We start from the raw sequence: 14,724 nt of genomic DNA, 5'->3' as shown, positions 1-14,724 counted from the left end.
TTTCATCACTCAACCACCATTCTCAGTTTGCGGCGCAAAATACTGTCGTAGACCGTACCGGGGCATGATGTCATGGCTTTCAGGTAGAGCGCCCGTGCGCCTTCGGAATCCCTGCGTTCGGTGAGCAGTAAATCCGCGGCATCGATCATGGCTTCCACACGTTCGGTCGTATCATGGGCTGCCGATGCGGCATACAGATACCACGTATATGCCTGATCGCTGTTTCCACGATCACGGTTCATTCCGGCAAGAGTTAGAGCGGCCGATGACGCCGCCGCTGCCGAGGAATCCTGCGCGGCATATGTAAGGCTGTCGGCGGCTTCTTCATATAATCCCCGGTACAGGGCATAGCGCCCATGCGCGAGGGCGGTAAATCCCTTCCTGTCGGATTCGGTCGAACATCTCATGTTGAGCACCTTCAGGTCAAGTAAATCGTTCATATCGTTTTCAGCGGATGCATAACTCACGCAGGCGTCAACCTCACGGCCCATGGATTCGAAATCAGCGGTAAAAAAGTAATACAGTGCGGACCGTGAAGCGATGTCATACAACTCCTCTTTCGACCGGCTTTTAACCCTGAATTCGGACAGAACATTGTGAGCCTCCCCGGGATTACCGTCGCGCATGAAAGTATCGGCAAGAAGCATGGAGGCTTCGAGGGCGGCTTTACGGACTTTTGTAGCCGAGGCAAACTCTCTGAGCGCTTTGATGAATCCCTCGCTGCCCATGGTGTCCTTCGAGAGCTCCAGGAGCCGGAGCGTCGCATATGCTGCATCCTCGGTTCCGCCGTAATCCTGAGTAATTCTGAGATAATCCCTGCGGGCGCCTTCACTGTCTCCCATATCGGCTTTGATTGACGCTGAATTACTCAATGCTTTGATACGGTTCGGGTTGCCGGTAAACAACCGGCCGAATGCCTCGTATGCGGCAAGCGCCTCACCGGGATGACCGTCCGTCCGGAACCGCCCTGCAATATCCCAGATTTCCTGAGCGGAACCGGGGGCGACCGCAGGATCGACGAGCACAGCCAGCGCGCCGCGGAAATCCCCCATACGGTATTTCAATCCGGACAGAAGACGGGCTGTTTTTACGCTTTTCGGATTCTGCCTGAGATAATTCTCCAGGGGCTGTACAAAAGTTTCAGGCTTTTCTCCGGCATCGAGGGCATCATCGATAATCTGTTCGATGTTCGCATATGATATTTCGACGCTTTCAAGGGATTTAAGATATTCCTCAATTGCCTTGACATACTGGAACTTGAGAAGATACAGGCGGCCGATTTCGACCGAGAATAATCCACTATCCCTGCTTTTTTCACGGGCTTTCATGTATATCTGGAGAGCCGTATCAAAATCATTGTTATTAGTCAGCTCACCCGCCGAATAAACAATACGCGAGAAATCGTTCCAGTTGTTCCCGATAATGGCCAATGCAACTTCGCGGGCTTTTTTCGTATCGCCGAGACCGTAATACGCCCGGGTAAGATACCGCATGGTCGGTAATTCGTCGGGATGGGAATCGAGCCGTGTGAGCGCAAGCTTTTCCATGCTCATGAAATCATTCAGACGCTCATTGGCGAGCATAAGACGCCAGAAATACTGGTCGTTCTTCTTTGATTCGTAAAGACGACGGTAGATTTCACGGGCTTCGGAATAGTTACCCTGCTGTTCGAACTCCTGAGCTTTCAGATACTCGCTGTCAATCAACGGTGCCTGCGCAAAGCACAGAGCTGCCGTCTGCCAGAAAAGCATCGTCCACATTGTAAGCAGCCGCCTCATCGAGCCCGTACCTCCGTGTTATCCTGAAGCATCGATTCAAAATACCGCCGGATCAGGCGCATGAATTCGGGATTGAAATCATCCTTCATCGCCTCTTTGATGCGTTCGTTCAGCTCGCGCTGTTTTTCGCCGCGGTCGCCCGCAAGCTCGTCCGCACCGAGGGAATAATCGCGCTTGGCGGTCCACGATTGCCGGTCGGTGTCCTCGTCCTTTTCACGGCGCGACCTCCGGGCATCGAGAAGCCTGCGGTACAAATCGAGCTGTCTGCGCTCGATAAGCTCGCGTTTTTCATTCAACCGCATCATCCCGGCGGTATCGTCCATGTCCTGAACAAGTTTATCGAGTATTTCCCGGAGTCTTTTATCCTCCGAGAATTTACGGCTCAATTCGGAGAGTTGTTCGGCGAGCTTCTGTTGTTCCGCGGCAAGACGGGCAAGCATCTCCTCGGTCATGCCCGGATTCATATTCATCTGGAGCGAAAGCTCTCCGCTCGCTATCTGCTGAAGCTGATCCATGAGATCACCGGGCATACCCGGGCCATCACCCGAAGAATTCTTAATGAGCAGGGTAAGGAAATGTACGGTTTTATTGAGCGTGCCCAGGGTTAAAAGAGCTTCCTCTTTTCCGGCTGCAGGATTTCCTGTGGCGAAAGCATCGAGCGTCGTCCGCGCGGTCATGTCCGCCGAAGTCATAATCTGGTCGAGAACACCGGAAACCTCGACAAACACCGCCGCGAATTCGGCAAGCGATTTCTTTGCCCTGTTCATGCCATCGATGACATCGAGCTGCTCCTTTGCAAGGTTTTCCGGAGTTTCGGTTCCGATCCTGCCGATAAGCTCCTCCTGTGTCCGGGAAACTGCTATGAGCTCGACCGCAGCCTTGAACAACCGCCGCTTTATCTCGGCGGTATTCGTTTTCTTCATCGTACTGCCAATGGTCTTCATCGTTTCCATCAGCCCTGAAAGCCTGGAATTAGACGTATCAAGTCCTTTTTGGGCCTCTTCGGGCTTATCAGCCGTCATCTTTTGTGATGTTTCCTCCATGGTTTTCGATATTTCGGAGGATTTAACTTCCGATTCGAGCCGTTTTGTATCAAGGGAAAACCGCTCGTTCAGGTCTTTCGCGACATCTCCGAGCTCTTTTTCAAGATTTTTCATTTCCGTGGCAAGAGTATTCTGCTCACGGGGTATTTCCGCCTTCTGCTGCCCCTGTTTATACTGTTCGGCGATTTCGGCCTGTCTGAACGAAATATCTTCAAGTATTCTCTGCGCCATTTCAAAACGCTGAATGGATTTTACCTGTTCGAGGAGCTTGATGAAACGGTCAAGCTTTTCCTTCATAACGTCAGAAGAAAACTTATACTGCTCGAGCGCCTTGTTAATCTTTTCCGGGTCGAGCTGGGCCGCGGCTTCGGCGAGACGCTTCAACGCATCCTTCATGTAGCCGTCGGCCAGTTCATTCATCATCTGGGATATTTTCTGCATCTTTTCGAGTGTTTCGAGCGCCGCCACATCCTCCTGGGAGAGTTTATCGGCGGTATTCTTGATCACATCCGAAAGATTCTTCAACTCCTGCTGCATATTTTCAAAATCTTTTGTGGCTTCATTGAGGGCATTTTTCTCCGACCAGTCCATCTCTTTACCGCTCTTGATGTTACGCTGCAAATCCTCAAGTTTTTTCCCCTGACGGGCTGCGCGTTCGGTCATTTCGCGAAGTGTTTGAATGCCGTTTTCCTGTTTATCGATGGAGTCGCTCAGGAGGTCGGTCAGCGAGGGAACCCTGACAGTCCGTGTTTCGGAGACACCCTTCTTCGGACCGTTGACCGTATCGTTATCATATACCGTGATGAAATACGTAACGGTATCCTCGGGTAAAAGACCCAGACCTGACAGGCTCCACTGATATTCATCGAGAATATCCTTATCGATCACACCCTTTTTAAGCGATACCTCGCGGGGTGTCTTTTCCTGTGGAAGCTGGAAATTGAGCGTTACTGCAGAAAGCCCGAAATCGTCACGCGCCCTGTATACGATGGGAAAACGCTTCGAACGCGGCAGTTCAACATCGGAAACAGGGCTCAGAATCGCCACTACGGGATTCTCGTCTTTCAGACAGGTCACCCGGTACGATATAGGATTTGAATTCGATATACCGAGCGTATCGACAAGCCCGATATAGTAATCGGCGTCGCGCGTGACGGAAAAGGAGGCGGTACCGGTCAAACGGTCAACGGTGCACTTCGTGGCGGTCGAATCGCTCCAGTGCAGCATCATTTCCGCGATGGGCTTGTTTGCCGTTGCGGTGAGAACGACTCTGGAGCCTCCGGGGGCGCGAATATTACCGTCATTATCGCTGCGGCTGACCGTGCCGAGACCGGTATAGCCGGGATAGGTCACCGCCACCGCCAGTTGTTCGATGACAGGACGGTCTATTACGGTTATCCGGTATCGCGGGGTTTCATATGCTTCCATCTCAAGGTAATACATGAAAGAGGTTCGCGGCTTTTCAACGGTCAGGGTAAATGAGCCCGATTTTTCATCGAATTGCACCGGTTTGACACTCCATATATCCGAATCATCCCACCGATAGAGGATATTCAGGGTTTTTCCCGCCCCGCCCGAAACAAATCCCGTCGTGGTAAAATTGTCTCCCCTGATAATGGAACTGTCACGGCCGAGGGTATAAACCATGATATCGCCGGGAAGAGGATAGGTATGCGTGTAATCGGCAAGACGATAGAGTCCGACAAGCATATGGCCGGGGAAAAAGAGCGATATGACCAGCACGGCAATTACCGCGCCATATGCTGCCCGCATCCATGCAACAAGGCGATCCAGAGAAACAGCGCGGCGCATGTCGATTGAACGGACTTCTTCATTGACCCGGATGACAAGCGCATCAACGAGCGCCGATGACTGGCCCTTGAGCGCGGAGTCATCGAGCTTTCCAAGCTGTACAGCGCTGATGAGACGGTCATGGAGATGCGGGTATTTTCGCTCGACCATCCGGGAGCATTCATCCAATCCGGGACTGTGAACCAGCCGGATGATGAAGAGAACGCTGAATACTGCTGCCGAAACTGTAAGGAGTGCAAAAAAAAGGATTTTCCGCACAGGAGCGGGAAGGTAATAAAACGATTCATAGAGAGCACATACCGCTGTAAGCCCGACATAAAAAGCACATGCAGCACAGAACGCTTCAGCCGCTCCAGCCATAATATACCGCCGGGACACAGCCTTCAGGCGTGTGGTAATAGTATTATATGAATTATCGGACATATGCTCCATTACAGCGGACCGCTCACTGGCTGAGTGCCCAGACAATAAGATTCGTTCCCATTTTCAACGCGGAAAGCCTGACCGGCTCAGGATCGTTATGGACCGACGGATCTTCCCATCCGTCGCCGAGGTCTGATTCATACGAATAAAAAACGACCATCCGCCCTTCATGGAAAATTCCGAATGCCTGTGCAGGTTTGCCGTCATGTTCATGTATCTTGGGAATACCTTCCGGAAAAGAGAACAATGCGTTGAAAACAGGGTGATTTTTTGGAAGAAGCACCAGTTCTTTGTCAGGAAAAACCTTTTTTATTTCCCGTCTGAAGCTTTTATCCATGCCATAATTGTCATCAGCGATCAGGAATCCTCCGGAAGTGAGGTATCTCCTGAGAGATGCAGTTTCCGACTGGGTAAACGATATGTTCCCATGCCCATTCATGTAGACGATGGGGTAATCAAAAAGTTCCTCATCCCCTACAGCGACTGCCGTTTCCGTACCGGTAACCGGAATGGATGCGTTTTCCTGAACGAATTTCATGAGATTGGGGAGAGAAGACGGATTCGAGTACCAGTCCCCTCCTCCCCCGTATTTAAGCCGGGCAATGGTCAGCGGCTCGCGGGCATGTGTATCGGATACCATTGCACCGGCAAACACAATGAGACATACCGCGGCTGTACAGTTTCTCACAAAATTCATGTCACTTGCCCATTCCCACTCGCTGAGCTGTCTGGAAAACTTTACCCTCGGTCTTTATGGAAGGTGCGATGATAATCTGGGCAAGCTGCATCTCGCGAATATTACTCGCGCCGAGAGAACCCATTGAAGTCCGCAGAGCACCCATCAGATTCTGGCTGCCGTCATCGAGCTCGGCAGGCCCGAACAGTATCTGCTCGAGGGTACCGGTAACTCCAACTCTTATACGGGTTCCGCGGGGCAGATTCTCGTGCGATGTCGCCATACCCCAGTGGTACCCTCTGCCGGGGGCTTCCTTGGCGCGGGCAAAGGACGATCCAATCATCACGGCATCGGCGCCGCTCGCAAAAGCCTTGCAGATGTCACCTCCCGAGCTCATACCGCCATCGGTGATAATGGGTACGTATCTGCCGGATTTCTTAAGCCAGAAATCACGGGCGGACGCACAGTCAGCGGTAGCGGTCACCTGGGGCATTCCGATACCGAGAACTCCCCGTGTCGTGCATGCAGCTCCCGGACCGATGCCGACGAGGAGAGCGGAAATCCCCGTTTCCATAAGTTCGAGGCTCGCAGTGTAACTCACTGTATTTCCAGCGATAACAGGCACTTTCATCTTTTTGCACAAACGCTCGAAATTAAGCGGTTCATATTCTTTTGAAATATGACGAACTGTGGTGACAGTCGACTGTACGACGAAAATATCCACGCCCGCGCTCTGGGCAATGTCGCCATACCGCTGTGCTTTCTGGGGAATCGAAGAAACAATCGCACGCACACCTGCGTTCTTGATTTCGGCAATACGTTTTTCGATCAACTCCTCTTTTACCGGAACCTTGTAGATTCCCTGCACGAGTTTTGTCGCTTCTTCGGGCGTGGAGTTCGCAATCGCATCGAGAATTTCCGATGGGTTTTCGTAACGTGTCTGGACACCCTCGAGATTAAGCACCGCAAGTCCGCCGAATTTTCCCATTTCGATGGCAAACCGTGTATCGACAACCCCGTCCATAGCCGCAGCCAGGATCGGAACATCGATTTTAATACCTTCAAGCATCCAGGAGACATCGACTTCATTGGGGTTGAAGGTAACATCACCCGGAACGAGGGCGATCTCGTCAAAACCGTAACACCGTCGGGCTTTACGTCCTCTGCTGATATACTCGCTCATACATGACCTCCGGAAGAAAGTTTATTCGAAAATGAATTGAATTGTGTCCGTTTTCCAGCGTGAAACAACCTTAATCGTATCCGGATAAGCAACAACCTGTTCGGCGGCCCGAAACGGCGAAACCATCCCGCGAAACACCGTACTGTCGCCGTCATCACGGTATGCGTATGCTATATATCGTCCCGGAAGCACCCCTCCGGACGCCCATTCGACCGGTCCTCTGATCCCGATTTCACTGACTGTACCGGTTTCGATATGTTTCCATGCTATACGGTACAGAGAGCCGTCGCCGCCCGCAGGATCGACAACCGACCCGATCATGAATCCAAGTGTATCGGAGGGAACAACCCTGAAACGTATATCTCCGGCCGTGTCCGCAAACGTGTTCCCGGATATACCCTTCAGGTTTTCTTTCTCAAGCGATATAAGATAATTATAGCCTTCTTTCCATCCGTTCGGCGGCGTAATTTCCATCTCATTCGGGGCAGAACGCCTGACAGCCAGATCCTCTCCCGATTCATCAGCCAGAGCAAAACTGGTATCCGAATCGGCGGAAATGGCAAGGATGCGATTAAAAACAAGCCTCAACGGCCCGCTGCCGGCTGTAAGAATCTTCGGCCCCCAATCAGCAATTTCAAGCGCGGTAGTATCGGGACGGTCGGTGCCGGCGAAATCGGGTTTGAAGCCGAGCGGGGCAACACCATTCCCGTCACGGTCGAAAACCTCGAGGGTGCTGACGGCATACCGTTTCCCGTTTTCCTGCGCCGCTGTCGCGACCGAAACAGTCTGTGGATTTTTCACATCGACAAAGAAGCCGTCGATTTCAAGCCCATCGAACGCCAGCTGCATACCGGCGGATACAACGGCGCGATCAAAGAATACCTCGACCCGCCTCGAATCGGATGCCCTCACCGATCTGAGCTGAACACCGGTGGTGTCCTTCGACGATACCATGATCATGGGCGCCCGCACGGAATCCTTTTCAGCAAGCTCGACATCATGGGGAGCTATGCCCACCATATCGGAACCTTCCGAATAAAATCCGTTTCCGTCCTTGTCGCCAATCGCGAAAATGCGGTAAAGTCCGTGTGACAGTCCGGTGATTTCAAAGCTTCCATCGTTGCCGCTCTGGGTAAAATAATCGGGTACATCACTGCGCGGATCGGGTGACTTACCTGCATCGGATAGCCTGTATGCCACGATATCGACTCCGGAAATCTTCTCAGGTTCCTTTGAGAAGTATCCGTATGGTATTATTCTGCCCGTGATTTTTCCGTTCTCGATGGTTGCGCCGGTCGAAAACGTGAGCGTAACGGTGTCGTCAAGCGGATTACGCCTCAGGTCGCTCGCCTTGGCTCCTATCGAGACAACATAGGTCGTGTTCATTTTAAAGGGTTCGTGGAATCGCACTTCCAGAGCCCTGCTGCCCGAATGCCACAAAAATTCCGGCCACGAAGAAGGAATGGGAACAACGAAAAAATTATCTTCAACGCTTTTGGAATCCATGGGTTCCGAAAACTCGAACAGGATCCGTTCCCCGGCAGAAACATTGATCGACATGTTGGCAGGCGATGAACCGATCAGTTCAGGCGGTATTTTATCTTCCGGACCCCCGGGCGGCAGTCCCTGTTTGGCGCATGAAAACCCTATAAAAACAAATAAGGCAATTACCGCAAGGGGGAATCGCCCATTACCACGAGGACAAAATACCACGATGTTCACTCCCTCTCACGTGACGCCCCGAGAAGGGTATAGAGAATCGCTTTCTGGATATGGAGGCGGTTTTCAGCCTCATCGAATGCGATGCTGACATCGCTGTCGAGAACTTCCGAGGTAATCTCTTCTTCCCGGTGAGCAGGAAGGCAGTGGGAAACGAGGCACTTTTCCCCCGCAGCGGAAACGAGCTTACCGTTGACCTGAAAGTTTTTAAAGTCCCGGGCGCGTTTTTCCGATTCATCTTCCTGCCCCATACTGGCCCAGACATCGGTGTATATGAGATCGGCACCTTTCACCGCCGCAAAAGGATCATGGTCTGTCGTACAGGTCGTCCCCATTTCGCCGGCAGAGCGCATGGCCCGGGTTTCAATTTCTTTCAGCGGTTCATACCCGCCCGGGCAGCACATGGTAAAATCCATCCCGGCAAGAGGAGCCAGAAGCATCAGGCTGTGTGCAACATTGTTCCCGTCACCCACAAAAACAAGCTTCTTTCCACAGAGATCACCAAGATGCTCTTTCAGAGTCATGAAACAGGCAAGCGCCTGGCAGGGATGCTCGAGGTCGGTCAGGGCGTTGATGACGGGTATGGTCGACGCTTCAGCAAGCTCGGAGACGATATCGTGACCGAACGTCCGCATGATGACGCCATCCACCCACCGTGAAAGATTCCGTGCGGCATCGGATATGGTTTCGCGCTTGCCGAGTGATATTTCATTGCCCCGCATATAGATGCTGTTACCGCCGAACTGACGCATGGCCACCTCGAACGTTACCCGCGTCCTGAGAGAAGGCTTGTCAAAAATGAGAACAACCGTTCTGTTCCTGAGCACATCCTGAAAGGATGCCATATCTCCCTTGATCGTAAGCGCCGTTGCGACCAGAAACTCGTAATCCGCCTTTGTCAAATCACCGATACTGAGAAGATCTTTTTTCATGATACCCTCTATGTTACAGCATATGCCTGAGATTTTCCCTGGTATTTTCATTTATTCAGCAAACGCTGATATTATTTATCACTCATTCTATGGGGAGCCGAAATAAATCCGGCATAACAGCCTTCCCGAAACACGCCCCACTCACCATGAACTATAAACCACAAACCATGTTAAAGGATATACCTGCTCAAATCCTCATCGCTTATTATTTCATCGAGCTCGGAGCGAACCATTTCCTTGGTTATGCGGGTCTTTTTGACCTTGCCTTCCTCAGCGGGGGTTTCAAACAGTATATTTTCGAGAAGTGTGCTCATGATCGTGTGAAGCCTCCGGGCGCCGATATTTTCCGTTTTTTTGTTGACCTTGTCGGCGGAGGAGGCAATCTCCCGAAGCGCGCCGTCCGTAAATGTCAAGGTGATCCCATCGGCATTGAGCAACGCCTGATACTGTTTGATGAGTGCATTCCGCGGCTCGGTAAGAATGCGGTAAAATTCTTCCTCTCCGAGACTGTCAAGCTCGACCCGAATGGGGAACCGTCCCTGAAGCTCGGGAATAAGATCGGAAGGCTTGCTCGAATGAAAGGCTCCGGCTGCTATGAACAGGACATGATCGGTCTTTACCATCCCGTATTTCGTCATCACGGTCGATCCTTCAACTATCGGGAGTATATCGCGCTGAACACCTTCACGGGATACATCGATGGTTTCATGCACCGATTCGCCCGCGATTTTATCGATTTCATCGACAAACACAATCCCGGACTCCTCGACCATCTGGAGCGCTTCCTTGATCACATTATCCATGTCGATGAGTTTACGGCTCTCTTCCTGCTGGAAAATGGTACGCGCCTCGTTGATGGTAACCTTCCGTTTTTTGGAACGGCCGGACATGACACCGCCGAATATCTCCTGAATATTGATTCCCATTTCCTCCATGCCCTGCGGTGTAAAAATCTCGATCATCGGCGACCGTTCGACCGGTACATCGATCTCGATCATCCGGTCTTCCAGATGTCCGCTTAAAAGCTGTTCCTGGAGTTTGCCGCGGGTTTTCCCGCGCCGTTCGTCACGGACTTCACTTTCGCCTGACTCGATGGCTTTTGTCCCGGCAGCCGGAAGAAGAAAATCGAGAATCCGGTCATCCGCAAGTTTTACCGCCGTTTCCTGAACCTCTTTGTTGCACCGCTCTTTGACCATGTTGACCGCAAGGTCCGCAAGATCGCGGACGATGGATTCGACATCACGGCCCACATAACCAACTTCGGTGAACTTGGACGCCTCAACCTTGATGAAGGGAGCATCGGCAAGACTCGCCAGACGGCGGGCGATTTCGGTTTTTCCTACACCGGTCGGGCCGATCATGATGATATTGTTGGGCATGATCTCCTCACGAATATCTTCAGGGACCATGCGCCGCCTCCAGCGGTTTCTGAGGGCAATCGCCACCGATTTTTTCGCTTTTTCCTGGCCGATGATATATTTATCGAGCTCCTGAACGATTTCACGCGGTGTCAGGTGTTTTTGACGATCGGTCATATCAGAGCTCCATCACGGTTATACGGTTATTGGTGTAAATACAGATATCAGCGGCAATGGAAAGCGACTTTTCAACGATCTTTGCAGCCGAAAGACGGGTTCCATCAATGTAAGCGCGGGCAGCCGCGAGCGCATACGGAGAACCTGAGCCGATGGTGACGACATCGTCGTCGGGCTCGATGACATCTCCTTCACCCGATATGATGAAGGAGTGTTTCTTGTCCATGATCACGAGCATTGCTTCGAGACGTCTGAGCATCTTGTCGGTACGCCATTCCTTGGCAAGCTCCACGACAGCCTTGGGCATATTCCCGGAATATTCTTCCAGCTTGCCCTCGAATTTTTCAAACAGTGCAAATGCATCGGCCGTCGCTCCCGCAAAACCCGCGAGAATGGAATCATTATAGAGGCGCCTGATCTTCACCGCCGAGCTTTTAACAACCGTATCGCCGTATGTCACCTGCCCGTCTCCGCCCAGCGCCACTTTACCATTCCGTCTCACTCCGAGAATCGTTGTTGCATGCATGCGTTGATCGTGCACAGCTTTTACTCCGTATAATAGTTTTAACTTGATTCCGTTCAATTCCGCCGGTGTTCAAAACTTCCGGTCTCCGCACCAGAAAAACTCCTGATTCAGGCCCGTGGATGCGCCTGACGGTATGCCTTTATAAGCCTGTCCATGGTGACATGGGTGTAAATCTGGGTTGTGGAAAGCGACGTATGTCCCAGAAGTTCCTGAACCGCTCTCAGATCGGCGCCGTGATCGAGCATATGGGTGGCAAACGAGTGCCGCAGTACATGGGGGCTTAGATGCTCCTTTTCGGAAACCATCCTGAGATGTTTTGTCACAGCCAGTTGAATGCTGCGCTGTCCCAGGCGTTTACCCTTTGTGTTCACGAACAGCGCCGTCTCACCCGAAGATCCGCACCTGACAAGCTCTTTTTCACGGAACGGCAGATAGTCTCTCACCGCTTCCACTGCCTTACGGCCAATGGGAACGATACGTTGTTTTCTGCCTTTACCCAGAACACGGAAAACACCGTCGAAGTAATCGATACTGTCTACATTAAGTCCATGAAGCTCGGAAAGCCGTATGCCCGTACCGTAGAATACCTCGAGGATAGCCCGGTTACGGAACGAAATCATATCCTGTCCGACCGGTATCGACATGGTATGCATAACTTCCGTCTCGCTCAGAAAAACAGGTTCCTTTTTTTCGATCTTCGGGGTTTTGATCTCTCCGGCGGGACTTTTTTCAAACACACTCTCATTGACGAGATATTTACCGAAAGATTTGAGCGAAGCCAGTTTACGACCGATACTTTTCCGGGAAAGGCCGGCCTGCGACAGCGCATATAGATAATCACGAATGTTCTGTCGAGAAAACTGATCGAGACTCACCGGTACATCACCTGCCCTGGTCTGCAGAAATCCCATAAACTGTCGGATATCGCGCTCATAGGCCTCAACGGTATGCCCGGAGTAATTTTTCTGGACCATGATATACTTGAGAAACAGCTCAAGATATGTTTCCATCACGTCAACTCGAGGTCGTTTTTATTAAATGTACCTTTACAGGACGGGCATGAATAGGACTCGCCATTTTTTGATTCGACCAGTGTGGGACTTTCACATGCCGGGCACGAGATGCTGACCGGTTTCGTCCAGCTCGCATATTTACACTTCGGATATCGGTTACAGCCATAAAATATCCGCCCCTTCTTGGACCGTTTCTCGACAATCTCACCGTCACACCCTTTCTCAGGACATTTAACACCGAGCGTGAACGGCTTTATATTTTTGCACTTCGGATAATTGGAGCACGCAATAAACCGACCGAATTTTCCGTTCCGTACTTCCATGGGTGCGCCGCATTTCTCGCATCGTTCATCGAGTTTTACAGGCGCATCCTGTTCGAGCGGCTTCGTATTCTTGCATTTCGGAAACGCGGAACATGCCATGAATTTCCCGTTACGGCCCCAGCGGATAACCATCGGAGATCCGCATTTGTCGCATACCTCATCCGTTTCCTCTATCATGCCTTTTTTTAATTCTTTTGTCTGTTTTTCTATGTTTCCGAGCGATTCGATAAACGGTCCGTAAAAATCGTTCACGACAGACAGCCACTCGTATTCACCCGATTCGATTTTATCGAGCTCCTCTTCCATATTGGCGGTGAAGTCAACGGAGAAAATGTTCGGAAAACCGTTCACAAGAAGGCCGGAAACCTTTCTGCCGAGTTCGGTGGATAACAGTTTTCCTTTCTCACGGATGACATAGTCTCGCTGGAGGATGGTGTTGATTATCTGTGCGTAGGTGGACGGCCTGCCGATACCTTCCGATTCAAGCTGCCGTACGAGCGTCGCCTCGTTATAGTGAGCGGGCGGCTTGGTAAAACGCTGATCCGAAGAGATATCTTTAAGGATCAGTTCATCCCCGGTCTTGAGGTTCACGGGAAGATCGGATGATGGTTTTTCTTCGTCATCCTGGCTTACATCCTTGTAAACCATGAGGAAACCGTTGTAATCAACATGCGTTGCACTCGACCGCAGCTCATATTCGCCCGCTTTGATGTCCACGGTGACCACAGTAAGCTCAGCCGGTTTCATCTGGGAAGCAACAAACCGGTTCCAGATGAGCGTATAGAGTTTCAGCTGTTCGGCGGTCATGAAGGATTTCACCCGTTCGGGCGTTCTCTCCATGGATGCGGGCCTGACAGCCTCATGGGCATCCTGTGCGCCCTTCTTTTTCTGGTAAAAATTGGGTTTTGCGGGAAGATGATCGGTTCCCCACTTACTCCCGATATATTCACGGACTTCATCAAGAGCCTCGGGAGCGATTCTGGTCGAATCGGTTCTCATATAGGTTATCAGACCTGCATAACCATCATCAAGTTCCACACCCTCATACAGAGTCTGTGCGATGCGCATGGTTCTTGAAACGGTAAAACCGAGCCTCCGTGAGGCTTCCTGCTGGAGTGTACTCGTAATGAAAGGCGGGAAAGGCTGACGTTTCGTTTTCCTGCTTGTGACATCGGCAACCGCAAATGACGATGATCTGAGATCACGGACGACCGAAGCAGAATCTTCGGAATTTCCGATTTTTATCAGTTTACCGTTCTTCTTGATAAGCTTTGCTTCGAATGACTCATGCTGTTTCGTATCGAGCAGGGCTTTTATTTCCCAGAATTCCTCGGGGGTGAATGCCTCGATTTCCATATCGCGCTCAACCACAAGCCTGAGAGCCACCGACTGTACACGGCCTGCGGAAAGACCGGAATACATCGTTTTCCAGAGTATCGGGCTGACCTTGTATCCCACGAGCCTGTCGAGCACACGCCGGGCCTGCTGGGCGTTTACCTTGTTCAGGTCCAGTTCCCCTTTTTCACTGATCGCTTTCAGAACGGCGTTCTTGGTGATCTGATTGATGAGCACACGGAATGAGGGCTGGTTTTCTTTCAGAATGCGACCGGCGACATGCCAGGCAATCGCCTCACCCTCACGGTCGGGGTCGGTAGCAAGAAATACGGTATCAGCCTGGTCGGCGGCTTTTTTGAGATCGGAAAGAATTTTCGCTTTCCCCTTTATCACACTGTACAGGGGCAAAAAACCGTTCTCTATGTC

At 51.5% G+C, this 14,724-nt stretch carries 10 protein-coding genes; all 10 read right to left on the bottom strand.

The features are described from left to right. Window positions 1–5: 5 nt before the first annotated feature. Window positions 6–1,778, bottom strand: coding sequence for a hypothetical protein (locus tag LLG96_16085; protein ID MCE5251728.1), 1,773 nt, complete (start codon window positions 1,776–1,778; stop codon window positions 6–8). Next, entirely contained in the window at window positions 1,775–4,993 is a 3,219-nt protein-coding gene (locus LLG96_16080) for a hypothetical protein (protein MCE5251727.1), read from the bottom strand. Before LLG96_16080 ends, LLG96_16085 begins: the two co-directional genes overlap by 4 nt. Before the next feature lie 85 nt (window positions 4,994–5,078). Beyond that, window positions 5,079–5,753 carry a DUF4159 domain-containing protein gene (locus LLG96_16075; protein MCE5251726.1) on the bottom strand — a complete coding sequence of 225 codons (675 nt, stop codon included), beginning with the start codon at window positions 5,751–5,753 and terminating at the stop codon, window positions 5,079–5,081. A 1-nt stretch (window position 5,754) separates the two neighbouring features. Next, window positions 5,755–6,915 carry a GuaB3 family IMP dehydrogenase-related protein gene (locus LLG96_16070; protein ID MCE5251725.1) on the bottom strand — a complete coding sequence of 387 codons (1,161 nt, stop codon included), beginning with the start codon at window positions 6,913–6,915 and terminating at the stop codon, window positions 5,755–5,757. Window positions 6,916–6,936: 21 nt separating this feature from the next. Continuing rightward, window positions 6,937–8,628 carry an Ig-like domain-containing protein gene (locus tag LLG96_16065; GenBank protein ID MCE5251724.1) on the bottom strand — a complete coding sequence of 564 codons (1,692 nt, stop codon included), beginning with the start codon at window positions 8,626–8,628 and terminating at the stop codon, window positions 6,937–6,939. Between the two features lie 5 nt (window positions 8,629–8,633). After that, window positions 8,634–9,566, bottom strand: a complete 933-nt coding sequence (gene argF / locus LLG96_16060) for an ornithine carbamoyltransferase (protein ID MCE5251723.1) — start codon at window positions 9,564–9,566, stop codon at window positions 8,634–8,636. 170 nt (window positions 9,567–9,736) lie between these two features. After that, window positions 9,737–11,101, bottom strand: a complete 1,365-nt coding sequence (hslU, locus tag LLG96_16055; GenBank protein MCE5251722.1) for an ATP-dependent protease ATPase subunit HslU — start codon at window positions 11,099–11,101, stop codon at window positions 9,737–9,739. Between the two features lies 1 nt (window position 11,102). Then, window positions 11,103–11,642, bottom strand: coding sequence for an ATP-dependent protease subunit HslV (hslV, locus tag LLG96_16050; protein MCE5251721.1), 540 nt, complete (start codon window positions 11,640–11,642; stop codon window positions 11,103–11,105). 92 nt (window positions 11,643–11,734) lie between these two features. Continuing rightward, window positions 11,735–12,637 carry a tyrosine recombinase XerC gene (xerC, locus tag LLG96_16045; protein ID MCE5251720.1) on the bottom strand — a complete coding sequence of 301 codons (903 nt, stop codon included), beginning with the start codon at window positions 12,635–12,637 and terminating at the stop codon, window positions 11,735–11,737. Next, the coding region (gene topA / locus LLG96_16040) for a type I DNA topoisomerase (GenBank protein MCE5251719.1) at window positions 12,637–14,724 on the bottom strand (2,088 nt) is incomplete at its 5' end. The genes topA and xerC, both read right to left, overlap by 1 nt.

This window comes from bacterium, from assembly GCA_021372535.1.
Taxonomy (GTDB): domain Bacteria; phylum Latescibacterota; class Latescibacteria; order Latescibacterales; family Latescibacteraceae; genus JAFGMP01.
The sequence above is the reverse complement of the archived record's forward strand: the minus strand, read 5'-3'. Positions and strand labels throughout refer to the sequence as shown.